Origin of the sequence: Aeromonas sp. 11P, assembly GCF_051920165.1 — a bacterium.
Lineage (GTDB): Bacteria > Pseudomonadota > Gammaproteobacteria > Enterobacterales > Aeromonadaceae > Aeromonas > Aeromonas veronii.
On sequence record NZ_JBQBDJ010000004.1, the window covers coordinates 1,320,240 to 1,346,350 of the forward strand.

Annotated in this window: 20 protein-coding genes and 1 pseudogene; 5 read left to right on the forward strand and 16 right to left on the reverse strand. The window is 62.8% G+C overall.

Annotation, left to right across the window (positions count from 1 at the left end; translation table 11 throughout):
• Positions 1 to 287 precede the first annotated feature (287 nt).
• Positions 288 to 2,750, forward strand: a complete 2,463-nt coding sequence (locus ACTG1P_RS06075) for a diguanylate cyclase domain-containing protein (RefSeq protein ID WP_440000760.1) — start codon at positions 288 to 290, stop codon at positions 2,748 to 2,750.
• Positions 2,751 to 2,801: 51 nt separating this feature from the next.
• Here the strand turns inward: ACTG1P_RS06075 and ACTG1P_RS06080 are convergent, their stop codons facing one another.
• The 9 genes and pseudogenes from ACTG1P_RS06080 to ACTG1P_RS06120 form a co-directional block, all read right to left on the reverse strand.
• Positions 2,802 to 4,001, reverse strand: coding sequence for an ABC transporter permease (locus ACTG1P_RS06080; protein WP_440000761.1), 1,200 nt, complete (start codon positions 3,999 to 4,001; stop codon positions 2,802 to 2,804).
• On the reverse strand, positions 4,001 to 5,215 hold the full coding sequence (locus ACTG1P_RS06085; RefSeq protein ID WP_440000762.1) for an ABC transporter permease: 1,215 nt from the start codon (positions 5,213 to 5,215) through the stop codon (positions 4,001 to 4,003). The genes ACTG1P_RS06080 and ACTG1P_RS06085 overlap by 1 nt, the downstream gene beginning before the upstream one ends.
• A complete protein-coding gene (locus tag ACTG1P_RS06090; RefSeq protein ID WP_440000763.1) occupies positions 5,216 to 5,905 on the reverse strand; it encodes an ABC transporter ATP-binding protein in 690 nt (229 codons plus the stop codon). It abuts the gene before it with no gap.
• A complete protein-coding gene (locus ACTG1P_RS06095) occupies positions 5,898 to 7,037 on the reverse strand; it encodes an efflux RND transporter periplasmic adaptor subunit (protein WP_440000764.1) in 1,140 nt (379 codons plus the stop codon). Before ACTG1P_RS06095 ends, ACTG1P_RS06090 begins: the two co-directional genes overlap by 8 nt.
• Positions 7,038 to 7,064: 27 nt before the next feature.
• Positions 7,065 to 10,230 (reverse strand): annotated as a pseudogene (locus ACTG1P_RS06100) (efflux RND transporter permease subunit).
• Positions 10,223 to 11,260, reverse strand: a complete 1,038-nt coding sequence (locus ACTG1P_RS06105; RefSeq protein ID WP_440000765.1) for an efflux RND transporter periplasmic adaptor subunit — start codon at positions 11,258 to 11,260, stop codon at positions 10,223 to 10,225. The pseudogene ACTG1P_RS06100 and the gene ACTG1P_RS06105 overlap by 8 nt, the downstream one beginning before the upstream one ends.
• Positions 11,261 to 11,296: 36 nt before the next feature.
• Positions 11,297 to 11,743, reverse strand: coding sequence for a YeeE/YedE family protein (locus tag ACTG1P_RS06110; protein WP_323065808.1), 447 nt, complete (start codon positions 11,741 to 11,743; stop codon positions 11,297 to 11,299).
• Between the two features lie 12 nt (positions 11,744 to 11,755).
• On the reverse strand, positions 11,756 to 12,169 hold the full coding sequence (locus ACTG1P_RS06115; protein ID WP_224968105.1) for a YeeE/YedE family protein: 414 nt from the start codon (positions 12,167 to 12,169) through the stop codon (positions 11,756 to 11,758).
• A complete protein-coding gene (locus ACTG1P_RS06120; RefSeq protein ID WP_005338008.1) occupies positions 12,169 to 12,483 on the reverse strand; it encodes an ArsR/SmtB family transcription factor in 315 nt (104 codons plus the stop codon). Before ACTG1P_RS06120 ends, ACTG1P_RS06115 begins: the two co-directional genes overlap by 1 nt.
• 88 nt (positions 12,484 to 12,571) lie before the next feature.
• Here ACTG1P_RS06120 and ACTG1P_RS06125 point away from each other — a divergent pair, with 88 nt between their 5' ends.
• From ACTG1P_RS06125 to ACTG1P_RS06140, 4 genes are all read left to right on the forward strand, one after another.
• Positions 12,572 to 12,757 (forward strand): YgaP family membrane protein, encoded by a 186-nt coding sequence (locus ACTG1P_RS06125; protein WP_005344304.1) that lies wholly within the window; start codon positions 12,572 to 12,574, stop codon positions 12,755 to 12,757.
• 54 nt (positions 12,758 to 12,811) lie between these two features.
• Positions 12,812 to 14,083 carry an NAD(P)/FAD-dependent oxidoreductase gene (locus tag ACTG1P_RS06130; RefSeq protein ID WP_440000766.1) on the forward strand — a complete coding sequence of 424 codons (1,272 nt, stop codon included), beginning with the start codon at positions 12,812 to 12,814 and terminating at the stop codon, positions 14,081 to 14,083.
• A 380-nt stretch (positions 14,084 to 14,463) separates the two neighbouring features.
• Complete coding sequence (locus ACTG1P_RS06135) at positions 14,464 to 14,868, forward strand: hypothetical protein (protein WP_110302817.1); 405 nt, start codon at positions 14,464 to 14,466, stop codon at positions 14,866 to 14,868.
• Positions 14,869 to 15,085: 217 nt separating this feature from the next.
• A complete protein-coding gene (locus ACTG1P_RS06140) occupies positions 15,086 to 15,814 on the forward strand; it encodes an MgtC/SapB family protein (protein ID WP_323874840.1) in 729 nt (242 codons plus the stop codon).
• A gap of 90 nt (positions 15,815 to 15,904) precedes the next feature.
• Here the strand turns inward: ACTG1P_RS06140 and ACTG1P_RS06145 are convergent, their stop codons facing one another.
• The 7 genes from ACTG1P_RS06145 to dnaK form a co-directional block, all read right to left on the reverse strand.
• On the reverse strand, positions 15,905 to 16,915 hold the full coding sequence (locus ACTG1P_RS06145) for a substrate-binding domain-containing protein (RefSeq protein ID WP_440000767.1): 1,011 nt from the start codon (positions 16,913 to 16,915) through the stop codon (positions 15,905 to 15,907).
• 27 nt (positions 16,916 to 16,942) lie between these two features.
• Positions 16,943 to 18,358 (reverse strand): glycoside hydrolase family 32 protein, encoded by a 1,416-nt coding sequence (locus ACTG1P_RS06150; RefSeq protein WP_440000768.1) that lies wholly within the window; start codon positions 18,356 to 18,358, stop codon positions 16,943 to 16,945.
• Entirely contained in the window at positions 18,358 to 19,722 is a 1,365-nt protein-coding gene (locus ACTG1P_RS06155; protein WP_440000769.1) for a sucrose-specific PTS transporter subunit IIBC, read from the reverse strand. Before ACTG1P_RS06155 ends, ACTG1P_RS06150 begins: the two co-directional genes overlap by 1 nt.
• Positions 19,723 to 19,805: 83 nt before the next feature.
• Complete coding sequence (locus tag ACTG1P_RS06160) at positions 19,806 to 20,762, reverse strand: aminoimidazole riboside kinase (RefSeq protein WP_440000770.1); 957 nt, start codon at positions 20,760 to 20,762, stop codon at positions 19,806 to 19,808.
• A gap of 114 nt (positions 20,763 to 20,876) precedes the next feature.
• A complete protein-coding gene (locus ACTG1P_RS06165; RefSeq protein ID WP_440000771.1) occupies positions 20,877 to 22,382 on the reverse strand; it encodes a carbohydrate porin in 1,506 nt (501 codons plus the stop codon).
• Positions 22,383 to 22,646: 264 nt separating this feature from the next.
• Positions 22,647 to 23,789, reverse strand: coding sequence for a molecular chaperone DnaJ (gene dnaJ / locus ACTG1P_RS06170; RefSeq protein WP_440000772.1), 1,143 nt, complete (start codon positions 23,787 to 23,789; stop codon positions 22,647 to 22,649).
• 101 nt (positions 23,790 to 23,890) lie between these two features.
• A complete protein-coding gene (gene dnaK, locus ACTG1P_RS06175; RefSeq protein WP_005338034.1) occupies positions 23,891 to 25,819 on the reverse strand; it encodes a molecular chaperone DnaK in 1,929 nt (642 codons plus the stop codon).
• Positions 25,820 to 26,111: the final 292 nt, after the last annotated feature.

Genomic DNA, 26,111 nt, shown 5'->3' on the forward strand with positions numbered 1-26,111 from the left:
ACGACACAGCTTGACGTGCAACCACGGGAAAAATGCAGTTTAGCCACAATGATAACGATAAAGACGGGAAAAAGTGGCTAGAATGCGACCACTTCGATAGGCCATATGACTCTCTTATTGGTCACATAACTTGCAAAAAAGCGGCATGTATCCATCCCGTGTAATGAACGACACAAAAATGACTTTCCAACCCCCCTGTACCCCATTGCAAACGCCTTTTCTCCCCTTGCAGGTGACACAAAATTGCTTGAATCTAGCCTAGACACCGCTCCCGAGAGAAACGTTGTATGACGGAGAACGCAGCCCCCCGCCAGCCCCTCAGCTGGTTTCTAGCAATGCTGGTCAGTATGGTCATCGCGACCCTGATCTCTCCCCCCGTGCGCGCCGGCGAGCAGGTCATCGTCCAGTTGCCGTGGCAACACCAGTTCCAGTTTGCCGGTTACTACGCGGCCATCGCCAAAGGGTTTTATCGGGAGGCCGGTCTGCATGTCACCCTGCGCGAAGCGGACTCCCGCACCGATGTGGTCAGCGAGGTGCTCTCGGGAAAGGCCCATTTTGGCATCAGCGGCAGTGATCTGCTGCTGGATCGGGCTGCCGGCCGTCCGGTGGTGGTGCTCGCCGCCCTGCTGCAGCACTCGCCACTGGTTCTGCTCACGCTGGATAGGCCAGATATTCGCACCCCGGCCGATCTGGCCAACAAGCGGCTGATGCTGGAGCCGGGCTCCAACGAGCTGCTGACCTACCTTTCTCACCAGACCCGCAGCCGCGACTGGATCACCCTCCCCTACAAACAGGGGATACAGGCACTGCTGGCTGGCAAGGTGGATGCCATCAGCGCTTACAGCACTACCGAGCCCTTCTATCTGCAACAAAAAGGGATCCCCTATCGGGTCTTCAGTCCGCGCACCATCGACTTCGACTTCTACGGCGACAACCTGTTTACCTCCGAGCGGGAGCTGATCACCCGACAGGATCGGGTCTACGCCTTCCAGCAGGCCAGCCTCAAGGGGTGGCGCTATGCGATGGACAACCCCGAAGAGATGATCAACCTCATCATGGAGCAGTACCCGACCGGCGCTGGCCGTGAACAGCTGGAGTTCGAGGCTCGCGAAACCAGAGCGCTGATGCAGCCGGATCTTGTCGAACCGGGTTATATGCAGCAGGAGCGCTGGCTGCAGATCGCAAAAACCTATCTGGAGGCCGGCATGCTCACGGTATTGCCCAACCTCGACCGCTTTATCTACGACCCGGCGCAGGAGCGGCTGCGCCAGCAACGGCTGCTGCTCGACAAGAGCGTAGCGGTGGCCATGCTTATCACCTTTACCCTGATGACCCTGCTCGGCATCTTCTTGCACCTCTATCTGCGCCTGCGTGAAGAGGCGCGGGATCGCCAGCGGCTGACCCGTGAACTGGCCCAGAGCGAGCAACACTACCGCTTCGTGGCGGAGAACAGCGCCGATGTGATCTGGACCATGGATGCCGCCAGCTTGCGCTTTCGCTATGTCAGCCCGGCCATCGCCCCCCTGAGCGGCTACGAGGCCCCAGAGCTGTTTGCCCTGCCCCTCAAACAGCTGCTGCCGGATGCCTCAAGGCAACTGCTGCGTGAGGAGATCTCCGCCACCCTAGAGGCCTGGCAGCGGGGAGAACATGACCAGACTCGCCGGGTCATTCGCACCCAGCTACGCCACAAGGATGGCCATCTGGTGGCGACCGAGACCATCACCACCCTCCATGGCAACCACAATGCCCAGCCGGAGGCGATCCTCGGGGTCACCCGGGATATCACCGAGCGGGCAGCGCGGGAGGAGATGATGCGCCGCCTCGCCTTTTACGACCCCCTCACCGGGTTGCCCAATCGCCGCTTGCTGCAGCAACGACTCAAGGAGCTGATGGAGCAGGAGGCGCCCCGTCCGCTGGCATTGATGTTTATCGATCTCGATCACTTCAAGCCGATCAACGACACCTTCGGCCATGAGACCGGGGATATTCTGCTCAATATGGTGGCCGAGCGGATGAGCCACTGCGTGCGCAAACAGGATCTGGTGGCACGGCTGGGGGGCGACGAGTTCGTTATCTTGCTGCCGGAGAGTGGCGACGAAGTGCTGGCGGTGGCCGACAAGCTGCACCAGCAGCTGCGCCATCCGTTCCAGCTGGAGGGGCAGGAGCTGCTCATCTCCAGCAGTATCGGGCTGGCGCTCTATCCCGAGCACGGGGAGGATGCCAAGACCCTGATGCACCACGCCGATCAGGCCATGTATCAGGCGAAGAATCGCGGCCGCGGCCGGGTCTGCCTCTATACCGAGGGCCTTGATCCCGATCAGGGCGCCCTGCTGTGGCAACCCGGCCACGAGTGCGGTCACCCGCGCATCGATGCCGAGCATCGCCAGCTCTTCGTATTGACCAACCGGCTGCTGGAGCGGATGAAAGATCAGCACGAGGATCCGGCCCCGTTTCTGGAGAGTCTGGAGAGCCTGTTCGACATGGCCCGCCACCACTTCGCCTTTGAAGAGCAGATGCTGGCGGAGATCGACTATCGGGAGCTCGTCAGCCACCGTCAGGATCACCAGCGCCTGCTCAACAAAGCGAGCCAACTGCTGCACGCCGCCAAAGCGGGGACTCTGGGCAACGACGAGCTGCTCAACTTCATCATTCAGGAGCTGGTGGTCGGCCACATGAGTCAGGCGGATCGCCGCTACTTCCCCCTGTTCAGACCCGAGCGCAGCGTGCCGGTTACGGAGGTGGTAGCCTAGTCCCCCTTTGCTCAGACCCGAGCGTAACGCGCCTCTTGAGGAAGGGGCTACTTAGTCACCCCGCAGGGCAACCACGGGATCGAGACGCACTGCTCGCAGCGCAGGAGCAACCCCGGCCAGCAGACCAACCAGAGCGCTGCAACCGAGCGCCAGCAGTAGATAGAGAGGATGGAGGGTGAGCGGCAAGCCGGCCGCCAGCAGGGTGAGCAGCAGCTTGAGCCCGCCGAGCAGGGCCAGTCCCATGGCTCCGCCCAGCAGCGCCAGCACCACGGCTTCGAGCAGGAACAGCAATAGAATGCGCCGCCGCGGGCAGCCCAGCGCCATCAGAAGACCCACCTCGGGGATCCGCTCCTGCTGGGCGATGCTCATGATGCTGAAGATGCCGACCGCCCCGATCAGCAGCGAGATAATGCCGAGCCCGCCAACCGCCAGCTTGATGATGGAGAGTATCTTGTCGAGGCTGGTCAGCATGTCCTGCTGGGAGGTGAGGGTGAAATCCTCGGCGCCGTGGCGGGCGATCAGCACCCGCCGGATCTGGGCTGTAATGTCGGCCTCCGTCTGCCCGGCGCGATAGATGACATCGATCTCCTGCAACCCCTCCTTGTTGAACAGCGCCTGGGCGTGAGCGGCGGGCAGATAGATCATGTCGTCCAGATCAAAGCCGAGAAATTGCCCCTTGGGGGCCAGCACCCCGGCCACCCGAAAACGGCGATCACCGGCGCGCAGCAGGCTCCCAGGCGCATCGCCCCCGGGAAACAGCTCCACCGCCACCTTGGCCCCCAGTACCGCATAGGCGCGGGGCATGGCACTGTCGTCCGCGGGCAGAAAACGTCCCTGCACCAGGGTGAGTCGCCAGCCGGAGAGCGCCGCCGAACCGGTGCCCAGAATGGCGGTGCTGCGGGTCAGTCCGCGGCTGCGCACCTCCCCCTGGCCCTGTACCACAGGGAGCGCAGCCTCTACCCCTGGCAATTTGGCGAGGACATCGGCGTCCTCCAGCAACAGGGGACGGCTGCTGGAGAGGATGCCGGGCGGGCCGCCGGCAGTTTCGGTCTTGCCCGGGGTCACGGCGATCAGCCGGGTGCCAAATTGGGAGAAGCTGTCGAGCAGATAGAGCCTGAGCCCCTCGCCGATGCCGGTGAGCAGGGTCACCGAAGCGATCCCGATGGCGATCCCCAGCGCCGACAGCAGGCTGCGACTGCGCCCTGCCAGCAAGGCGCGCCAGAGCCAGAACAGCAGATCGGCGGCGCGCATCAGCCACCGCTCCACTGCCCGCTGCGCAGGCTGCTGACCGGATCTTGCCGTGCCGCCCGGGAGGCGGGCAGCCAGCTAAAAAACAGCCCGGTCAGCAGGGCCGCCGGTATGGTGCAGAAAGTAGCAAGCAGAGGGACAGCCGCCGGAAATCCGGGCCAAATCACTCCAGCGAGGCCAACCAGGGCGTAGCCCAACACAGTGCCAAACAGCGCGCCACTGCCGCTCAGCAGCAGCGCCTCCCACAAAAACAGCTGGCGGATCTGGCGACTGTCGGCCCCCAGCGCCTTGAGCAGGCCGATCTCGCCGGTGCGCTGGCGGGTGCTGATCAGCGCCAGATTCATCATCATGATGCCGGAGACCAGCAGGCTGATGGCGCCGATGCCGGCAACGGCCAGGGTGAGGGTCGAGAGAATGGTGGAGAAGGTGGCCAGCATGGCGTCGCGGCGCACCACGGTCACATCGAGCACCCCGTGGCGCGCCTGCATCAGCTGCTCCAGTCGCTTGACCAGCGGCGGCACCGCTTGCCCCGCCAGCGGCTGGATCAGCAGCCGAAACAGCCCCTCGGTGTTGAACAGCCGCATGGCGCTACCGACCGGGATCAGCGCGGCTTCGGCCATGTCCATCCCCAGATTGCTGCTCTGGCTGGTGAAGATCCCCACCACCCGAAAGCGACGATTGTCAAAACGCAGCCACAGGCCGACCGGATCGACCTGACCGAACAGCTCACGGGCCACCTTGGCCCCGAGCAGGACGGCCGGTCGATCCTCTGCAGCATCCCCCGGCAGCCAGCGGCCGGAAAGCAGCTGCAGCCCGTGGGTATCGCGCAGCCCGTTGCTGCTGCCAAGCAGCATGGTCTGGCGCAGCCGCGCCCCCTGTTTGGCCTCGGCAAAGCCCATCACCAGCGGCACCAGCCGCACATTTGGCTGATGCTGGCCAAGGTAGTGCATATCATCGAGGGTGATCTGCCGCAGGCTGTTGCCGGTGACCGGCGGCAGCCCGCCGGTGGTCTCCTTGCGGCCCGGGAACATCACCAACAGATCCTTGCCAAGGGAGCTAAACTGGTCGGCCACATAGCGCCTCGCCCCCTCCCCCAGCGCGGTGAGCAGCAGCACAGAGGTGACGCTCAAGCTGACCGCCAGGATCAACACCAGCGCCCGTGAGCGCTGGCGCAGCAGGGCCACGGCGGCAAAGCGGATCACATCGGGGCGCCGCATTCAGCCACCGCCGCTATCAATGTTGATGCGGCCATCGTTCATCAGGATCCGCCTGCCAGCCCGATCACCGAGGCGCGGGTCGTGAGTCACCACCACCAGCGTGATCCCCTGCTCCCGGTTGAGCCCCTCCAGCAGGGTAATCACCTCCTCCCCGGAGCGGGAGTCGAGATTGCCGGTGGGCTCGTCGGCCAGGATCAGCCGCGGCGCCATCGCCATGGCCCGGGCGATGGCTACCCGCTGACGCTGACCACCGGAGAGCTCGGCAGGGCGGTGTCCGGCCCGGTTCTCCAGCCCCAGCTCCCCCAGCAACTGCTGGCTTCGGCGATGGCGCTCGGCGGGGGTGATCCCGCACAACATCAGCGGCAACTCGACGTTTTCACGGGCGGTGAGGCGGGAGATCAGGTGAAACGACTGGAACACAAAGCCGATGCGATGGCCGCGCAGCTGGGCCAGCGCCGGCTCTGACAGGGTGGCGGTATCCTCCCCTCCCAGCCAGTAACGCCCCTCATCGGGCCGATCCAGCAGCCCCAGCACATTGAGCAGGGTCGATTTGCCGGAGCCCGAGGGGCCCATCACCGCCAGATACTCCCCCTCGGCAACCCGCAGGGATACGCGATCGAGGGCGGCCACTTCGCTCCCCCCCAGAGTGAAACGACGGCTGACGGCATCAAGGCGAATGAGATCACTCATCCGTCTGCTCCGTGGCGGCGCTGAAAGGGCCCTCCCCGACAATCTGTCCGGGCTGGGCCGCCAGCCGATCACCGGCGGCGAGTCCCTCGGCCACTTCAATCCAGTTCCAGTTCTCCACACCCCAGCGGGGCATCACCCGCACCAGCTTATCCCCTTCCAGCCGCAGCACGCTGCCATCGTCGGCCCGGCTGCTGGCCGCTACCCGCAGCACATCGGTGGCGCGGGTCACCTCGACTTCAAGATCGGCGCTGTAGCCAATAAGCAGGGGCACATCGGTGGGCAGGGCAGTGAGCGCCGCCTCCACCTCCACGGTGCGGGCCTGCTTTTCCAGCTCCTTCACATAGGGGGCGATACGGGTGACGGTGGCGGCAAAATCGCGCCCGGGCATGGCATCGAGCAGTACCCGGGCTGACTGGCCCACCTTGAGGCGGGCGGCATCCACCTCATCGATGGGGGCTGAGACATACAGACAGAGATCGTCGATAAGATCGATAACCGGAGGCATGGCTACTCCGGGCGGTGAGGGGGTCATGTATTCGCCCAACTTACTGTTGACCTCCGCCACCACTCCGGCAAACGGCGCCAGCAGGCGACGCTCGCTCAAGCGGGCCTCCACCTGGGCGACCTGCGCCTCGTCGACCCGCTCCTGCTGACGGGATGCGCGGCAGATATAGCGGCGGGTATCGGCCAGATTCTGGGCCTGCTCGGCCAGCGTGCGGGAGGTGAGGTTTTTGGCCAGCAAGGTGGCCAGCCGGTTGGCCTCCCGCTCGTAGTAGGCCGCCTCGCTACAACGCTCCTCACGCTGGGTCTTGCCGAGCGCCTGCTGGGCACGGGCGCGGGCAAGATCGGCACGGATATCGTCACTCCAGAGGGTCAGCAGCAGATCTCCTTGGGCTACCCTGTCCCCGGCCTTGACGGCGATCTGCTCCACCACGCCGCCACCGGGCAGACTGAGCCCGGCCCGCTGGCACGACTTGATGGTGCCAGCCCGAGTGTTGACCACGGTGACCAGCACATCCCCCCGCCCGACCTCTGCCAGCCTGATCGGCGTCGGCTGCGGTTGCCACCACCATGCTGCCGCAGCCACCGCTACCACGGCGCCACTTCCCCACCACAACCAACCTCTCTTCATCGCGCATCCTTTCGCTAGTGACTCCCGTCATGAGCGTCGGGAGAGCAGGGCATAATAGAGCAAGGGTATCACCACCAGGGTGAGCAAGGTGGAGACCAGGATCCCGAAAATCAGGCTGATGGCCAGTCCGTTGAAGATGGGGTCATCGAGGATAAACAGGGCTCCGATCATCGCCGCCAACGCCGTCAGCATGATGGGTTTGGCCCGCACCTGCGCCGCGTCGATCACCGCCAACTCGAACGCCCCCCCGGCGCGGCGCTGCTGCTCGATAAAGTCCACCAGCAGGATGCTGTTGCGTACGATGATCCCGGCCAGGGCGATCATCCCGATCATCGAGGTAGCGGTAAACTGGGCCCCCAACAGGGCGTGGCCCGGCATCACCCCTATGATGGTGAGCGGAATCGGGGCCATGATGATGAGCGGCACCAGATAGGAGCGGAACTGGGCCACCACCAGCAGGTAGATGAGGATCATCCCCACCCCGTAAGCAATCCCCATATCGCGAAAGGTCTCGTAGGTGATCTTCCACTCCCCGTCCCACAACAGCGCCACCTCTCCCAGTTTATCGGGCTGCTGCACGTAATATTGGGGCAGGTCGATATCGGCACCGGCGGCAAACATGCCGTAGAGCGGGCTGTCGGTGTGGCCGCCCATGTCGGCCACCACCATCACCATGGGCTGCATGTTCTTGTGCATGATATAGCTGGGGGCCACCTCATCACGGCGACTCACCAGCTCGGAGACCCGCACCAGCTGGCCGCTCTGGCTGCGTACCTTGAGGGCCAGTACGCCCGCCAGATCCCGTTTGTCACCGGGAGCCAGTTCGATGCGGATCGGCACCGGATACTTGGCGCCATGCCCCTGCAGCCAGCTGGCATCCTGATAACCCACCCCGCCATTGAGGGTGTTCACCAGATCCCCGAGATCGACCCCGAGCAGGGCCGCCTTGCTGCGATCCACCACCAGCCGCCACTTGGGCTGCGGGTCGGTCAGATAGATATCCACATCCACCAGATCCGCCGTGGCCACAAAACGGGCCTGTACGGCGCGAGCGGCCGCTTCACGGGCGGCAGGCGTCGGGCCATACACTTCCGCGACTATGGGTGACCAGACCGGTGGGCCGGGCGGCACCTCAACGACTTTCAGGTTGCCCCCTGCCGCACTGGCGATGGCCTGCAGCGGCTCCCGAACCGACTGGGCAATCTGGTGACTACTGCGATCCCGTTCATGCTTGTCCACCAGATTGACCTGAATATCCCCCACGTTGGCGCCGCTGCGGACAAAGTAGTGGCGCACCAGGCCGTTGAAATTGATGGGGGCGGCGGTGCCGGCGTAGATCTGGTAATCCTTCACCTCAGGCACCTTGGCAAGCTCTCGTCCGACCGCCAGCAGGGTGCGCTCGGTCTGCTCCAGGGTCGCCCCCTCCGGCATATCGAGCACCAGCTGAAATTCCGACTTGTTGTCAAAGGGGAGCATCTTGAGCACCACCCACTGCACCACCGGCATGGAGGTAGCCGCCCCGACCAGCAGCAACACCGCCAGCCAGAGTTTGCGTCTGGCACGCTTGGCGCCATCACCAATCAGGAAAGGGGTCATCAGCCGGTGAAAAAGACTCGCCGTGGGCACCGTGCGCCTCCCCCTTGAGCAAATGGCTCGCCAGCCAGGGGGAGAAGATAAAGGCCACCAGCAGGGAGATAAGCATCCCCATGCTGGCATTGATGGGGATGGGGCTCATGTAAGGGCCCATCAGCCCGCTGACAAAGGCCATCGGCAGCAGGGCCGCGATGACGGTCAGGGTTGCCAGTATGGTCGGCCCCCCCACCTCGTCCACCGCCCCCGGAATCAGATCCTTGAGCGCCCCCTTGCCCAAACCGCGATGGCGGTGGATGTTCTCCACCACCACAATGGCGTCATCCACCAGAATGCCGATGGAGAAGATCAGCGCAAACAGCGACACCCGGTTGAGGGTAAAGCCCCAGGCCCAGCTGGCAAACAGGGTCAGTGCCAGGGTGATAACGATGGCCACCCCCACCACCAGCGCCTCGCGCCAGCCCATGCTCACCAGCACCAGCAGCACCACCGCCGTGGTGGCAAAAATCAGCTTGCCGATCAGGGTGTTGGATTTGGTCTCGGCGGTGACGCCGTAGTCCCGGGTCACCGTCACCTCGACGCCAGACGGGATCAACCGGTTCTGCAAACTCTCGACCCTCGCCTCCACCCGCTTGGCCACATCGACCGCGTTCTGGCCCGGCTGCTTGCCGATGGCCAGGGTCACCGCCGGATAACTGGCCTGCCCCAGCCCCATCCAGCTGCGTTTGGTCGGAGTCTCCTGACCCAGAGAGACCCTGGCCACATCCCTCAGATAGACCGGCTTGCCGTTGTGCAGCCCCACCACCAGCTCTCTAGCCTCCTGCTCACTTTGCAGGAACTGCCCCACCTGCACCTTGATCTCCCTGTTGTTCTGCTCGATGGCCTGTGTCGGGCCTACCTGATTGGCGGCCGCCAGTCGCTGGCTTAGATCGCCCCAGCTGATGCCGTGGGCGCTAAGGGCCGCCGGATCCGGCATCACCCGCAACACGGCACTCTGGCTGCCCAGCGTGTAAATATCGCGGGTACCGGGAATGCGCTTGAGTTCGGTCTCCAGCTCATGGGCGACCCGGGTCAGTTCGGGAGCGCCCAGTTGCTTGCTCCCCTCTTTGTTCCACTCTTTGATCCATAAGGTCAGACTGACGATGGGGACATCGTCGATCCCCCGGGGTTTTACCAGTGGCTGACCGACTCCGATCCCCTGTGGCAACCAGTCGCGGTTGGAGTCGAGCTGGTTGTTGAGGTCGATGATGGCCTGCTCGCGGCTCACCCCCACCTTGAACACCACCACCAGCAGGGCACCATCGGGTTGGGAAAAAGAGTAGAGGGTATCGATCCCCTTTATCTGGGAGACCACCTGCTCGGCAGGGGTGGTGACGAGAGAGGCCACTTCAGCCGGAGTGGCTCCCGGGAAGGGAATGTAGACATCGGCGAAGGTGACATCAATCTGCGGCTCCTCCTCCTTGGGGGTCACCAGCACTGCAAACAGACCGAGCAACAGCCCTACCAGCGCCAGCAGCGGGGTGATGGCCGAGCCCTGAAACAGCGCAGCCAGCCGACCGGCAGGTCCCAGCCTCTCCTTGTTGCCGTTCAGCTCGCTACTCATGGGCCACCTCCTGCTGCTGCGCCCAGGCATCGGGAGCCAGCTTGTCACCGGCTTGCAGCCCGGCCAGGATCTCGCACTGTCCCTCGACGCAATGGCCGACCCGCACCGGTGTCAGGGCCCAGCCAGCGGGTTGCTGCAGATAGACGCCGTTGAACTCCCCTTGCCGCAGCAGGGCGCGATCCGGCACCTGCAACACCTGACGTTCACCCTGTTTGAGCTGCACCTTGAGCCACATGCCGGGCAATACCCCGGCGGTTTGCGGCGGCAAGTCGAGGCGCAACCTGAAGGCGTGACTCTGGCTGTCGGCATAGTTGAAGCGGGTCAGTTTGACCGGGGTAACAAACTTGCCATCCGGCAGCAGCACCTGCACATCCTCAGGCTCACGAGCCAGCGTCAGGGCGGATTGGGGTAACTCCACCTCCACCCGCAGTGTATCTAGGGAGAAGCCGGAGAGCAGAGGGGGGCCGGGGGCAACTGTCTCCCCCAGCTCCACCAACCGCTTGGTCACCACCCCGGCGTAGGGAGCCAGAATGCGGGTATAACCGTAAGCCTCGCGGGCCTGAGTGAGGGCCGCATCGGCCGCATTGACCTCGGCGCGGGCGGCGCGATCAGTCGCCTGGGCATTGTCGAGCTGGGCGCGGGTGATCACCCCCTTGGCAATCAGCGCCTGAAAACGAGCAAGCTGGCGCTCGGCCTCCACCTGCTGGGCCTGCGCCCGGGCCAGCCGCGCCTCGGCCCCCGTGACGGCGGCAAACTGCTCCTTGCCACTGATCTCGAGCAACGGCTGTCCCGCCTGCACCTGATCGTTCACATCTACCAGCATGCGGGAGACCCGGCCGCTGGTCTGGGCTGCCACCGTCCCCTGATGGATGGCACTGACAGTGCCATCCAGCGTCAGCCAGTCGGTCACCTGACGGGGAACCAGAGTCAGGGTGGCATCACCATTCGCCTCGGCAGACCATGTCATCGGAGAGACAAGAGCGGAGGTCACAGCCAGCATGGCGGCCCCCAGCAAGCGGATCTGTTCCATGATAATCCTCCTTCCCCGACACCAGGGGCAATCCATTCAGGCAGAGCGGGTGTGGCAGCGCTTCTCCCGCACCTTCACCAAGACCCGATCAACAAGCAAAATCCCGGCCACCATGGCCGCAATAAACAACAGTATCATGGGCTGGCCACTGGAAATGAGACTCAAGGCTGGCCCCGGGCAGATACCCACCAATCCCCAGCCGATACCGAACAGTGCAGCACCGCCGACCAGATTGCGATCCAGCTTTGGGGCAGGTACGGCCGCGATGGGCTCGCCCAACACACTCTGACGACGGGGTTTCACCAGCAGAAAATAACCCGGCATAAAGACCAGCAGCGCGCCCCCCATCACGAAGGCGAGGCTGGGATCCCAGGCCCCGGCAAGATCGAGAAAACCGGTGACCCGGGCGGGATCCACCATGCCGGAGATGGCCATCCCCAGTCCAAACAGCAGGCCCGCAAACAAACTTGTCAGCAACTTCATGGCGATCAGCCCTTACAGCAGATGATGAGTGACAAAGACGGTGATAAAGCCAACCGCCATAAAGGTCAGGGTGGCGACAATGGAGCGCAGGGAGAGCCGCCCCATGCCACAGATGCCGTGGCCACTGGTGCAGCCATTGCCAAGACGGGTACCGACCCCGACCAGCAGACCGGCCAGCAGCACAACGGGCCAGCCGGGCAAGGTGGTGAATGCAGGCATACTGGCCCAGCCCAGGGTCAGCGCCAACCAGGCGCCCGCCCCCAGCCCCAGCAGAAACAGCACCCGCCACGGTGCACGGTGTTGCAGTGCACCGGCCAGAATGCCGCTGATCCCGGCAACCCGGCCGTTGAACAACATCAGGATCAGGGCCGACAGCCCCGCCAGCATGCCACCGCCCAAAGAGAGCAGCCATTGGCTTTCCATCATCAAGATTCCTTATTTTCCGAGTGACAAAAATGGGTTTGCAGCGCCCCCAGCACATCGGCAGCCGCCTCGCTCACCAGCGAGTAGTAGATCTGCTGGGAGACCTTGCGCGAACGGATAAGGCCGTAGCGCTTCAATACCGAAAGTTGCTGGGAGAAGGCCGACTGCCCAAGTTGGCTATGGGCCAGCAGCTCCCCGACCCCCTTCTCCCCCTCCACCAGCTGGCAGAGCACCATCAGGCGTTCGGGATGAGCCAACGCCTTGAGCAGGGAGGCGGCGGCTGTCGCATGTCTGTTCATCTCGTCGAATTGGCTCATAAGAGTAAATTAGCAATTGCTGATATTTGTTCTATTGTATAAGGCAACGCTAAATTAGCAACATCTAAAGTGGATGGGGAGAAGGACCATGACAGTAGATAACGGAGTCAGAATCGTCGCGGGTTGCATGTTGCTGCTCTCGCTGATCCTTACCACCTGGGTTCATCCGGGCTTTGTCTGGTTGAGTGCCTTTGTCGGGGTCAACCTGATCCAGAGCGCATTCACCGGTTTCTGCCCGGCAGCGATGATCCTCAAACGGATAGGATTTAAATAAACGGGTCGGATGACCCGGCTCACATGAGCGTGTAATAAACGCAGGAGGCTGAACATGGCAACGGTAATCGTCATCGGCGCGGGTCTCGGGGGCATGTCTGCCGCCTACGAACTCAAGGCCGAACTGGGCAAGCAGCATGAGGTGATCCTCATCAATGACAAGCCGGACTTTGAATTCACCCCCTCCAACCCCTGGATTGCCGTCCAGTGGCGGGAGCACAAGGAGACCTCGACCCCCATCGAACCCCATGTGAAGAAAAAGGGGATCCGCTTTATCCATGCCGCCCTGACCGAGCTGCAACCGGCGGCGCAGCAGCTCACTCTCTCCGATGGCCAGACCCTGCGTTACGACTTTCTGGCGATCTGCACCGGCCCGGCCCTCGCCTTTGACGAGGTGACGGGGGCTGGCCCCGAATACGGTGGCACCACCAGCGTCTGTACCCTCTCCCACGCCGAAGAGTGCCGTCACAGCGTCAGTGCCCTGGTCGATGAGCCCGGCCCGGTGATTGTCGGCGCCATGCCGGGCGCCTCCTGCTTCGGCCCCGCCTACGAGTACGCATTCATCCTCGATCGCCACCTGCGCGACAAGAAGGTGAGGAAAAATGTGCCCATGACCTTTGTCACCAGCGAGCCCTACATCGGCCATCTTGGTCTCAACGGCGTGGGTGACTCCAAGGGGATGCTGGAGAGCGAACTGCGGATGCGCGACGTGCAGTGGATCTACAATGCCCGCACCGTGGCGGCGCAAGATGGTCAGATGACGGTGGAGGAGCTGGACGATGAGGGCAACCTCAAGCGCACCCACACCCTGCCCTACAAACACGCCATGATGCTGCCCGCCTTTGTCGGCATTGCGCCGCTGCGAGGCATCGAGGGGCTGGTCAATCCCCGCGGCTTTGTCATCGTCGACGAATACCAGCGCAATCCCGCCTTCCCGCAGATTTACGCCGCCGGGGTCTGCATCGCCATTGCACCGTCGCACAAGACGCCGGTACCAACCGGGGTGCCCAAGACCGGCTATATGATTGAGGCAATGGTGCGCACCCTGAGCCACAACATCAAGGCGGAGCTCTGCGGCCAGCCGCCGGTGACCAAGGCAGTGTGGAATGCCATCTGTCTGGCAGACATGGGGGACACAGGTGCCGCCTTCGTCGCCATGCCGCAGATCCCGCCGCGCAACGTCGCCTGGTTCAAGAAAGGAAAGTGGGTCCATCTGGCCAAGATCGCCTTCGAGAAATACTTCCTGCACAAAATGCAGGTGGGTGATACCGAGCCCATCTACGAAAAACTGATGCTCAAATACCTTGGCATCGACAAGACCGAATGACCCTGCAGACCCGGCCCTCGCCGGGTCTGCTTTTGGCGGCCCTGCGCGGCAAAACGGGGCTTTCGATTATGTTTCAAGATGTTGCTGCGGGCGGCGTGGGGTTTACCCTGCCTGCCGCCTCGGCTATCATTCGAGCCTCTTATCAATAGCGGAGACCATCAGTGGGCAACTCATCAAGTGACAGTTGTAGACCGACCCTCATCGTCGGTACCAAGGTCGCGAGCTAGCCGCAGGTCTTTCTCTGCCGCCACTCGCAACCCTGCGAGAAGCGGAAATCCACTCCCCTCTTCTCCCTTTTTACACTTGACGTCTGGCAACCAGAGGCCAACCGCCACGGTCGCCATGCCTGCATAGTTTCTGCTTCCCACAAGGAGGCTGCTATGCGTTTTATCTCAATCAAACCGGCTGCGGATCGCGCGGTCGCAACAGGTTCTGTTGCTACCCGGGCTCACCCCCTGTTGAGCCGGCTCGGCCGTGGCATGCTGCCACGCTGGCTGGGCGGCAAACAGCGTCAGCACCACTACCGGCTGCAGATCCGCTGTGAGGATCGCGCCGATATGGAGCAGGTGCTGGATCTGGTGAACCACACCCTGCAACCGGCGGGGCTGCAACCGATGCAATCGATGAAGCCGGGTCGCGGCGGCGGGCGAGAGCTGGTGCTCAACCTGCAGTGCACCCCGCCCCAGCGCCGCTATCTGGTACAGTTTGTTCATCAGGTCGGGGTGGCACATCCGGTGCGCTGGCAACTGCGCCCGCGCATCGACTGCGATCCCGAACTCAACTGACCGCACACCTGCGTTAACCACAGTGAAAGGGGCCAGCCACGCTGGCCCCGCTTGTTGCGTCCTCTCCGAGCGTCAGGGCATCTGATGATGCTCGCGCCCCGGGACGCCGCGTTTTGTTTGTCTGCTGGCCATCCGCGCAATCATCCCCTGATCCATCCGCCTCCCGGCGTTTCATCGTGGATTGCACCAAGCCAGCGCTTATCAGAAGGAGTACGCCATGAAGATGTGGCAACAAATTGACATGATCTCCCTGATCGACACCCTGGCCAGCCTGCTGCTCGCCTTTGTGCTCGGCAGTCTGGTCGGGCTGGAGCGCCAGTACCGCCAGCGTACTGCCGGCCTGCGCACCAACGTGCTGGTCGCCGTGGGAGCCGCCCTGTTCGTCAGTCTGGCCCAGCGCATCTATGACCTGCACGGCGGCAACTACAACGTGGTCCATGTGGTGGCCTATATCGTCTCCGGCATCGGCTTTCTCGGCGCCGGCGTCATCATGCGCGAGTCGGGCAATATCCGCGGCATCAACACCGCCGCCACGCTCTGGGGCGTGGCAGCAGTCGGCGCCGCCTGTGGCGCCGGGCTGGCCATGGAGGCAATTCTGGGCGCCCTGTTTGTGCTCGCCGCCAACACCCTGCTGCGACCGCTGGTCAATCAGATCAACCGCCGCCCGGTGGACAATACCGACACCGAAGTGACCTACAAGGTGACGGCCTTGACCCAGCGCGAACATCAAAAAGAGGTGCTGCACTGGCTGGAAGAGATGCTGGAGCAGGCCAACTACCCCCTGAGCGAGCTCGACATCGAGCCGTTTGGCGAGGGGGATCTGGAGATCTCGGCGGTGTTGCTGGCTACCTCCATCGATGGCGACGAGCTGGATGCCCTGATGCAAAAGCTGGCCATCCACCCCCATATCAAGCAAGTGTTCTGGCGCACCAGTACCACCGATTGAGCTGCCGGTCAGAGGAACGAGCCATCCGCCCGCAGCAAAAAGCCCCGCCAGCAATGGCGGGGCTTTCTCATATGGATGGGCGAAGAGTGGCTAGCGGCGACTGCGCCAGCGCACCCTGGGGGTGATCACCTGGGCGGTCTGTGCGGGAGGACTGCCCGCAATCAGTTGCTGCATCAGCTCGAAAGCGGCGAGGGCCAGCGCCGGACAATCCTGCGCCACCGAGTCGATGCGCATGGGAATGCAGTCGAGCAGGTCGTGATCATCGAAGGTGCACAGGCGCATGTCCGTCTCCATCAACCCCGCCTCGTTGAGGTAGCGCAGTACCCCTTCCAGCAGGGTAAAGGAGGCGGTAAAGAGCCCCCTGGGAGGCGCTCCCAGCTCGGCCACCAGCTCGGCCATCAGCTGATAACCGGAGCTCGGCTGGTAGTCGCGATGACGCACCCTTGCTGCATCGGCTTCAAAACCGGCGCGATGGAGCCCCAGCTCATAGCCCGCCAGCCGGTGACGGCTGGGGGAGAGATCCAGCAAACCGCCGAAGTAGTAGATCTGCTCGCCGCACTCGCTGGCCATATCCCGCACCAGCTCGGCGGTCGCCTTGCAGGCATCGGAGATCACCATGGGCAGGCGCGACTCGCCGATATGGCGGTCGAGCTGCACCACCGGCAGGCGGTCGTGGATGCGGGCATAGATGTCATCGCTGTGGCCGCTGGAGGCGACAATCAGCCCATCCACCTGACGGCTGATGAGGTTGTCCACCACCCGCTGCTCGAGGGCGGGATCATCCTCGGAGCAGGCGATCAGCAGCTGGATGCCCGCCTCCCGGCAGTGGGCCTCGAGGGCGCGGGCGATGCGGGCAAAACCGAAGTTGGTGAGATCGGGGATCACCAGCCCCCAGGTGTAGCTGCGGGTCTCACGCAGGGAGCGGGCATGAAAGCTCGGCAGGTAGTGACACTCCTCCGCCACCGCCTGAATACGCTTGCGGGTATCGTCGGCAATGCGGTACTCCGCACTCTTCCCGTTGAGCACCAGACTGGCGGTCGCCTTGGACACCCCCGCCAGTTCGGCGATCTGGGCAATCGTGATCCGTTTCTTCTTCTCCACCTGGCCTCCCGGCTGACTAGAACCGGGCTATTGTACTAGGCACGCCGACAGCGGCCAGTGATTGAGGCAAATTTTGCAGCCATCATCGCCGTTACCTGATGAAAGTTGCGGCTTCTCCCCGGGGAAGTAGCGCGCCGACAGGCTGTGGCGACCCTCATCGATGAAACACTCCAGACTGGAGCGATCGCACAGCACGGTGATCCGCCCGCCAGCCCATGGGCTGCTGCGAGTCTCCCACGCCCCGCTCTGCCAGTTCTGGCGCCGCAAGGTGATGCGCCCCGGCTGCCACACCAGCTCGGCCACGGCGCCGAACCAGAGACTCCCTTCACCGCAGAGATCCAGATCGAGCCAGGCCGAGTCGATGGCCAGCCCCGGAAATTCGCCGAGCGTCCCCTCGAAGCGGGTCAACTCTCCCTTCAATGCCGCCAGCTCTGCCACCGGCCGCTGGCAGAGCCACTCATCCTGCCAGAACAGCTCCCGCGGGCAGCTCATCTGGTGGATCCAGCCGTAAGCGACCGTAGGCTGGCTCATCTCGTTCTCCTCCGGCAGCCCCAGCCAACCGAACAGGAGGCGGCGACCCTGACCGTCTCGGGTAGTTTGCGGCGCATAGAACTCGAAGCCCCGATCCAGCTCGTGGAAAGCCCCGTGCTCGAAGCGCTCGCCGTCGAAATCGCCAGCCAGCCAGCCGCACTGGTAGAGGTTGCGATAATCCTCGCCTGCCGGGGCAATCCCCTGCGGGCAGCTGATCAGCACATGACTCTCCCCCAGCGGGAAGAGATCCGGGCACTCCCACATATAGCCAAACTCACCCAGCCCCCCTCGCCCGCTACCGGCGATGGGGCCCACCCGCTGCCAGCTTTGCAGGGTGTCGCCGCGATAGAGCAGCACTTCGCCCTTGTCATCCAGGGTGCGGGCCCCCAGCACCATCAGCCACTGCTGGCCGTCGTGCCACACCTTGGGGTCGCGCACATGGCCGCTGTAGCCTGCGGGCAGATCCAGCACGGGCCCCAGCTTGGCAAAACCGCCCTCACCGTCGGCCCGGGCCAGACACTGATAGGCGGTGCGGCCGCCATCCTGGTATTTGACATTGCCGGTGTAGATAAGGGTCAGACGCCCCTGCTCGTCGCTCACCGCAGAGCCCGAATAGCAGCCGTGGCTCTCATAGGCTTCGGTGGGCAACAGCGCCACCGGCTCGTGCTGCCAATGCAACAAATCGGTGGAGGTGACATGGCCCCAGCCCTTGTTGCGGTGCTCGCAGCCAAGCGGGTTCCACTGGTAGAAGAGGTGGTAGCGCCCGTTGTGCTCGATAAAGCCGTTGGGATCGTTGAGCAGCCCCACCGGGGCTGCCAGATGCCAGCGGGGCCGATGGGGATCGGCCGCCGCCTTGAGCTGTCCGGCCAGCAGCGACCGGACAATCTGGTTGAGAAGATCGCTTTCCTTCATCACTCCACCTTGTACTTGAGCAGGTAGGAAGCGGCGAAAGCGGCGCCAAAGGCGATCACCAGCCCGATGATGTAATGAATAAGGCTCATGGGCTGGACGATGGCCATGCCGGGAATACCGGTCAGCCCCACCGCCGTCATCCCCACCTTGGCCGCCACCACGTAGGCGCCGCCGCAGGCCCCGCCAAACAGACCGGCGAGGAAGGGTTTGATATAGCGCAGGTTCACCCCGAAGATCGCCGCTTCCGTGATACCCAGCAGGCAGGACATGGCAGCCGGCACGGTAATGGCCTTGATCTTCACGTCGCGAGTCTTGAAGTAGACCGCGAGGCAAGCCCCGCCCTGCGCCACGTTGGCCATGGCCCAGATGGGCAGCAGGAAGTTGACGCCAATTTGCGGATTGGCCAGTAGCCCCGCCTCGATAGCGTGGAAGCTGTGATGAATGCCGGTGATGACGATAAGCGAGTAAGTGCCGCCAAACACCAGCCCCGCCAACCAGCCTGCCTGCTCATAGAGGGCGCTCAGACCGAACGAGATGCCATCCCCCAGCACCCGACCCGCCGGGCCGATAAACAGCAGCGCCACGAAACCGGTGATGATGACGGTCAAAAACGGGGTGAGGATCAGATCCAGCGCATCCGGAATGCGCTTGCGCAGCTGTTTCTCTAGGTTCGACATGAACCAGACCGCCAGCAGCACCGGGAAGACGGTGCCCTGATAGCCGATCATGGCCACATCCAGCCCGAAGAAGTCCATAGTCTTGAAGCCACCGGCCACGCCCCAGGCGTTGGTCAGCGCCGGGTGGGTGAGGATGCCGCCAAGGGTCGCCCCGAGGTACGGATTGCCGCCAAACTCCCGCGCTGCAGTAAAGCCGATGAGGATCGGCAGTATGATAAAGGCCGCCGAGCTGAACATGTCGAGCATCACAAACAGGGCGCTGTCGGCATTGACCCAACCGTAGGTGCGCACCATGCCGAGCAGCCCCATCAGCAGGCCCGAGGCGACGATGGCCGGAATGATCGGCACGAAGATGTTGGAGAGGGTTCGCGCCAACCGCTGGGCCACGTTGAGCTTGGCCGCCGCCATGTCGGTCAGCTCAGCCTTGCTGGCGGTGCCGGTACCGGTCAGCGCCACAAACTCCGCATAAACCTTGTTGACCAGACCGGTGCCGAAGATCACCTGAATTTGGCCCGCGTTGCTAAAGCACCCCTTGACCCCCTCCAGCTTGTCGATGGCGGCCTTGTTTACCTTGCTGTCATCGGACAGCACCAGCCGCAGCCGGGTGGCGCAGTGGGCAGCGCTGACGATATTCTCCTTGCCCCCGAGCAGGGGCACCAGATCCTTGGCTATCGCACTGATATTCATATTCTTCCTCTTATGACCCGCCACGCTGGCGGGCCCTTGTCAAATGAGAGTAGGGGCTGTCGAGCCGGGCTTCTAGCCTCAGCTCAACGGCCGCTTGTGTCTGATCGCAAAAAGGCATCCAGTTCGGAGCGGGTCGGCAACGCCGTCATCGCCCCCTTGGCGGTGGTGGCGAGCGCCCCGCAGCCGTGGGCCTGAGCCAGGATGGCGGGTAGCTCGGCCAGAGTCGGCAGCGACGAGCGCCCGGCCAGCGCCGCCAGCAGACCGGCGACGAAGGCATCCCCCGCCCCCGTGGTGTCGATGGGCGTCACTTTCTGCCCCACCCACTCCAGCAACTCGCCATCAAGGCGAGCCACCACCCCGGCCGCCCCTCTGGTCACCAGCACCAGCGCCGGGCCAGAGAGAGTTGCAAGCCCGGCCGCCAGTTCATCCTCGCCACTCAGCAGTTGCAGCTCCTCAATGGAGAGCTTGACCACATCCGCCTGTGCAATGGCCTGACGCACCAGCGGCAGCATCTCGGCGGGGTTGCTCCACACCTCGGGGCGCAGGTTGGGGTCGAAACAGACCCGCCCGCCTGCCGTCTTGATGGCCGCCATGGCCTGCAGGCAACTGGTGCGCACCGGCTCGTTGGCGAGCGCGATGGAGCAGGTGAGCAACCACTGATCGGCATCGAAGCGGGGCAACTCATCCGGGGTGAGGAACTGGTCGGCACTGGGGCGCACCATAAAGGTGAAGCTGCGCTCCCCCTCGTCATCCAGTGCCACCAGCACGGTAGAGGTGCGATGGTCAGGATCGAGCCACAGTGCACCGATATCCACCCCCTCCCCACTCAGGGTGTCGGCCATAAAGCGGCCGAACGGGTCAGCACCAACCCGGCCGATAAAGGCCGCATCGCCACCCAGCCGTGCCACGCCAACCGCCACATTGGCGGGCGCACCACCCGGACACTTGAGGTAGTGCAACGCCCCTTCCGGGATCAAGTCCACCACCGCATCCCCCATTACCCACACACGATTCGTCACCTTGCTACTCCACTGCTGCATCGGATCCACGGTCAAACCCGAACTCTGTTCTGTTGGTGGCATTATCAGCTAAACCGTTTTAGCCAACCAACAGATCTCGGCACCGGCTGCCATTTTTGTGATCGGGATAACGAACTAGAACCAGGTTTCCATCTGTACGCCAAAGTTCCACTCGCCACCGGCGGTGAAGTTGCTCTGGCCCATGGCATCGTCGCTAGCGTAGTTGTCGAGCTCGGAGGACCAGTCCATCCAGCTGGCGAACACCCGCAGCTCGGGACGTTCGAAGAAACCGGCGGTCTGCACCTTGAAGGTGGGGACGAAGGTGAGCTTGGTGAAGTTGCCGTTCACCGTCTGGCGTCCCTTGTAACCCTTGGGATCGAGATCCATGTACTGCCAGGCTGCCTCGTAGACCAGCTCGACGTTCTGGCTCAGCACCTGCGCCACCCGGGTATTGACGGTGAGCCAGCGGTACTCGTCCCCTTTCACATAGCGATCCTGACTCTGCTCGGCCAGTAGGGCCGGGGCAAAACGCCAGCGCGAGTTGAGATCGGTGGCGCCAAACACGGCGACCCGCACTGCATCGGCATCCGGCAGCAGCTCGCTGTCAGAACCCAGCCCCTTGACCTCGGCCCCCAGCCCATGACCATATACCACCGCCGCCTTGGCAAAACCGGGGTTGATGCCGAAGAAGCTCTCGCCGTGGTAGGCCAGCAGGGTGTGTGCCCCCTTGTCCGCAGCCTCGCTGCCCGCCCCCTTGTCATTGATGCGGGCGTCATTGTCCTTGGCCGAGAGGCCGTTCACCATCCACTGCCAGTTACCGACGCGGTTGTTCATGGTGAGGATGTAGCTCTCGATATCGGAGAGACTGCTGGCGCTGATGTCGCCGTAATCGCGGCCATAGAGGGAGAAGTTGGCCTTCCAGCTGTCGGCCAGCTGCACGTCGTAGACGCCGCCGCCGGTACCGGCCAGGAACACCACGTCGGAATCGAGCCAGTGGATGTCAAAGTTGTCCCGATCAAAGCGCTTGCCCGCCCACAGCACCGCATTCTTGAACGGGCCGTCGAAGCTCGCCAGATTGCCGATCTCGGCAAACACCTGACGGGTATTGAGGCTCGAATCGCTGGCTGTCCAGTCATTGCTGGTCTCCACCCCGTCCGCCAGCATCAGCTTGTAGCGGGCCCAGCTGCCATCCTCGAAGGTCTGGGTTTTCAGCAGGTTGGCCTCCATGTAGGTGTCATCCTCGTTGCCAAGGCGACCGACAGCCCCGCCCACGGAGCCTGCCGGGGTGAGGTAGGGGCCACCGCGGCCACCGTTGCCATTGCCGTTGACCAACAAGCCCGAGCGGGCGTAACCGTGAAACTCGAAGCCCTGGGCACCAGCTGTCTTCTCATCCACCTTCTGGCTGCGGTTGTTGGCAGCCTGTGCCTGCTCGCTGGCGGCACTCGCCTTCACCTCGGCCTGATCGGCACGACTCTCTGCCGCCTCGGCTCTTGCTTCGGCCGCCTGTACCCGCGCCTCCAGCGCCGCCAGTCTGGCCTCGACACTCTCACCTGCGACACTCGCCTGCGCCGCCCATAGCGAGCTGCTCATCCCCAATCCCAGCGCTACCGCCAGCGCCAACTTGCTCTTGAACATCATCATCTTCCTCACCTGTCATCTGTGGCCCGAACGGGCGCTGTTGTTATCGACAGCCAGAGCATAGCTAAACCGCTTTAGCTGACTCAACATGACAACTAAACCGTTTCAGCAACAGTGTGAGCGGGATAACATTTGTACAGCAGGAATTGGCGGGAGTTGTGAGGAGGATCCCTCATCAGGATCCACTCAATAAGGCGGATCCTGGCTAAACGGCGGGCAAAAAAAGAGCCGGCACAAGGCCGGCTCTGTTTATTCGGGTGGCTGAAATCAGCTGGTCAGATCGTCGAAGAAGCGTTTCACCCCTTCGAAGAAGCCTTCCGATTTCGGCTTGTGGGTCTTGGCAGCGGCACCGCTGAACGACTCGTCCAGTTGGCGCAACAGCTCTTTCTGCTGCTCGGTGAGGTTGACCGGAGTCTCGATCACCACCTTGCACATCAGATCCCCTACCTGGCCGGAGCGCACGGACTTGACGCCCTTGCCGCGCATGCGGAACATCTTGCCGGTCTGGGTCTCCGGAGTGACCTTGAGCTTGACGCGGCCATCCAGGGTCGGCACTTCAATCTCGCCACCGAGGGCAGCTGCGGTGAAGCTGATGGGCACTTCGCAGTAGAGGTTGTTGCCGTCACGCACGAAGATCTCGTGCTCTTTGACGTGTACCTGTACGTACAGATCCCCTGCCGGTGCCCCTGCTTCCCCCGCTTCCCCTTCGCCGGAGAGACGGATGCGATCGCCGGTATCGACGCCCGCCGGAATTTTCACCGACAGGGTCTTGGTGCGCTGGTAGCGACCTTCACCGTGACACTTGCGGCACGGATCCTTGATGATCTTGCCGCGGCCGTGACAGTGCGGGCACGCCTGCTGCACTGCGAAGAAGCCCTGACGCATCTGCACCTGGCCGGAGCCGTGGCAGGTCGGACAGGTCTGGGCACTGCTGCCGGTGTGGGCACCGGAGCCGTTACAGACTTCGCAGTGAACCAGAGTCGGCACCTTGATCTCCTTGGAGACCCCGCGTACCGCCTCTTCCAGCGTCAGCTCCATGGTGTAACGCAGGTCGGAGCCACGGGCCGGGCCACGACGGGCACTACCACGGCCACCGCCGAAGATGTCACCGAATACGTCACCAAACATGTCGGCGAAGTCGGCACCGCCGCCAAAGCCACCGTGGCCACCGCCACCCTGGCTCGGGTCGACACCGGCATGACCGTACTGGTCGTAACGGGCACGCAGGTTGGCATCGGTCAGGACCTCGTAGGCTTCCTTGACCTCTTTGAACTTCTCTTCGGATGCGGCATCACCCTGGTTACGATCCGGGTGATACTTCATGGCCAGGCGCTTGTACGCCTTCTTGATCTCGCGATCGTCGGCATCTTTCGCCACACCCAGTACTTCGTAGAAATCGCGCTTCGACATACTCATCCTGTGGTTACGCAGACGGGCGTTGGTTACCCAACGCCCGTGAATTCATTGACCAAGCCGATGGGCGAAGCGGACTTCGCCCATCTGGGTAGGGCTTACTTCTTGTCGTCTTTCACTTCTTCGAACTCGGCGTCGACTACGTCGTCGTCAGCCTTGGCAGAAGAGGAGGACTGACCGGCATCAGCACCGGCTGCACCCTGGGCCTGAGCCTGCTGCTGGGCAATTTCCATCAGCTTCTGGGACGCTTCCAGCAGAGCCTGCTGTTTGGCTTCGATAGCAGCCTTGTCGTCACCCTTGATGGCCGCTTCCAGCTCGCTCAGAGCGGCTTCGATCTTGGTCTTGTCGTCGGCAGGCAGGGCTTCACCGGCTTCGGTGATCTGCTTGCGTACGGAGTGGACCAGACCATCAGCCTGGTTGCGAGCCTGTACCAGCTCTTCAAACTTCTTGTCCTCGGCCGCGTTGGCTTCGGCTTCGCGTACCATGCGCTCGATCTCGTCATCAGACAGACCAGAGGAGGCCTGGATGGTGATCTTCTGCTCTTTGTTGGTCTCTTTGTCTTTCGCGGAGACGTGCAGGATACCGTTGGCATCGATGTCGAAGGTCACTTCGATCTGCGGCAGACCACGCGGTGCCGGACGGATGCCTTCCAGGTTGAACTGGCCCAGAGACTTGTTGTCGCTGGCGCGCTTGCGCTCACCCTGCAGCACGTGAATGGTCACGGCAGACTGGTTGTCTTCGGCAGTGGAAAACACCTGGGACTTCTTGGTCGGAATGGTGGTGTTCTTCTCGATGAGCGCAGTCATCACGCTACCCATGGTTTCGATACCCAGGGAGAGCGGGGTCACGTCCAGCAGCAGTACGTCGGTCTTGTCACCGGACAGTACGGCGCCCTGGATGGCAGCACCCATGGCCACGGCTTCGTCCGGGTTGACGTCTTTACGCGGCTCTTTGCCAAAGAACTCGGCAACGGTCTTCTGAACCAGCGGCATACGGGTCTGACCACCAACCAGGATCACGTCGTCGATCTCGCCAACTGCCAGACCGGAGTCTTTCAGGGCAACACGAACCGGCTCCAGAGAGTCTTTCACCATGTCTTCTACCAGGGATTCCAGCTTGGCGCGGGTCACCTTGATGTTCATGTGCTTCGGACCGGTGGCATCTGCAGTGATATACGGCAGGTTGACGTCGGTCTGCTGGGCAGAAGAGAGCTCGATCTTGGCTTTCTCGGCGGCATCTTTCAGACGCTGCAGCGCCAGCTGGTCGTTGCGCAGGTCGATGCCCTGCTCACGCTTGAACTCGTCTACCAGATAGTTGATGACGCGGTTGTCGAAGTCTTCACCACCCAGGTGGGTGTTACCGTTGGTCGCCAGTACTTCGAAGGTGGTTTCGCCTTCCACTTCGTCGATCTCGATGATGGAGATATCGAAAGTACCGCCACCCAGGTCATATACGGCAACCTTGCGCTCGCCCTTGACCTTGTTCACGCCGTAAGCGAATGCAGCAGCAGTCGGTTCGTTGATGATGCGCTTTACATCCAGACCGGCGATGCGACCGGCATCCTTGGTAGCCTGACGCTGGGCGTCGTTGAAGTAGGCCGGAACAGTGATAACGGCTTCGGTTACCGGCTCACCCAGATAGTCTTCGGCGGTCTTTTTCATCTTTTTCAGCACTTCGGCAGAGATCTGCGGCGGTGCCATTTTCTTGCCCTTCACTTCAACCCAGGCGTCGCCGTTGTCAGCTTTGGCGATGGCGTACGGCATGATTTTCAGGTCACGCTGCACTTCTTCATCTTCAAAACGACGACCGATCAGACGCTTGATGGCGAACAGGGTGTTTTTCGGGTTGGTGATGGCCTGACGCTTGGCCGGCTGACCAACCAGGATCTCGCCATCATCGGCATAGGCAATGATGGACGGAGTAGTACGATCGCCTTCTGCGTTCTCGATCACGCGAGCAGTGTCGCCATCCAGAATAGCGACGCAGGAGTTGGTAGTACCCAGGTCAATACCGATGATTTTACCCATTTGACGAATCTCCAAATACTTTGAATAAACTGGCGAGGAACTCGCCTTAATGCGTTAACGGCTAGGTGGGGGCTGCCAATCTGGCTTTCAAGCTCCCGGCATCAAATTTTTTGTGCCGCCGCGGCCTTGCTACCTATATGGGGTCGCCAGACGCAGCTTCAAGCCCCAACCCTAAAAAACCACACCCTTTGTCATGGTTGCGCGGTCACGTTGAGCCGTAAAACCGGGCAAGATGAACAGGTGCTGCACTGCGAAACAAAAAGCCCGCCACAGGGCGGGCTCGGGCACCCAC

Bases quoted from the DNA above. Each gene is read 5' to 3' on its own strand.
- ACTG1P_RS06075 (WP_440000760.1), top strand. From the start codon at position 288: ATGACGGAGAACGCAGCCCCCCGCCAGCCCCTCAGCTGGTTTCTAGCA.
- ACTG1P_RS06080 (WP_440000761.1), bottom strand. From the start codon at position 4,001: ATGCGCGCCGCCGATCTGCTGTTCTGGCTCTGGCGCGCCTTGCTGGCA.
- ACTG1P_RS06085 (WP_440000762.1), bottom strand. From the start codon at position 5,215: ATGCGGCGCCCCGATGTGATCCGCTTTGCCGCCGTGGCCCTGCTGCGC.
- ACTG1P_RS06090 (WP_440000763.1), bottom strand. From the start codon at position 5,905: ATGAGTGATCTCATTCGCCTTGATGCCGTCAGCCGTCGTTTCACTCTG.
- ACTG1P_RS06095 (WP_440000764.1), bottom strand. From the start codon at position 7,037: ATGAAGAGAGGTTGGTTGTGGTGGGGAAGTGGCGCCGTGGTAGCGGTG.
- ACTG1P_RS06105 (WP_440000765.1), bottom strand. From the start codon at position 11,260: ATGGAACAGATCCGCTTGCTGGGGGCCGCCATGCTGGCTGTGACCTCC.
- ACTG1P_RS06110 (WP_323065808.1), bottom strand. From the start codon at position 11,743: ATGAAGTTGCTGACAAGTTTGTTTGCGGGCCTGCTGTTTGGACTGGGG.
- ACTG1P_RS06115 (WP_224968105.1), bottom strand. From the start codon at position 12,169: ATGATGGAAAGCCAATGGCTGCTCTCTTTGGGCGGTGGCATGCTGGCG.
- ACTG1P_RS06120 (WP_005338008.1), bottom strand. From the start codon at position 12,483: ATGAGCCAATTCGACGAGATGAACAGACATGCGACAGCCGCCGCCTCC.
- ACTG1P_RS06125 (WP_005344304.1), top strand. From the start codon at position 12,572: ATGACAGTAGATAACGGAGTCAGAATCGTCGCGGGTTGCATGTTGCTG.
- ACTG1P_RS06130 (WP_440000766.1), top strand. From the start codon at position 12,812: ATGGCAACGGTAATCGTCATCGGCGCGGGTCTCGGGGGCATGTCTGCC.
- ACTG1P_RS06135 (WP_110302817.1), top strand. From the start codon at position 14,464: ATGCGTTTTATCTCAATCAAACCGGCTGCGGATCGCGCGGTCGCAACA.
- ACTG1P_RS06140 (WP_323874840.1), top strand. From the start codon at position 15,086: ATGAAGATGTGGCAACAAATTGACATGATCTCCCTGATCGACACCCTG.
- ACTG1P_RS06150 (WP_440000768.1), bottom strand. From the start codon at position 18,358: ATGAAGGAAAGCGATCTTCTCAACCAGATTGTCCGGTCGCTGCTGGCC.
- ACTG1P_RS06155 (WP_440000769.1), bottom strand. From the start codon at position 19,722: ATGAATATCAGTGCGATAGCCAAGGATCTGGTGCCCCTGCTCGGGGGC.
- ACTG1P_RS06160 (WP_440000770.1), bottom strand. From the start codon at position 20,762: ATGCAGCAGTGGAGTAGCAAGGTGACGAATCGTGTGTGGGTAATGGGG.
- ACTG1P_RS06165 (WP_440000771.1), bottom strand. From the start codon at position 22,382: ATGATGATGTTCAAGAGCAAGTTGGCGCTGGCGGTAGCGCTGGGATTG.
- dnaJ (WP_440000772.1), bottom strand. From the start codon at position 23,789: ATGTCGAAGCGCGATTTCTACGAAGTACTGGGTGTGGCGAAAGATGCC.
- dnaK (WP_005338034.1), bottom strand. From the start codon at position 25,819: ATGGGTAAAATCATCGGTATTGACCTGGGTACTACCAACTCCTGCGTC.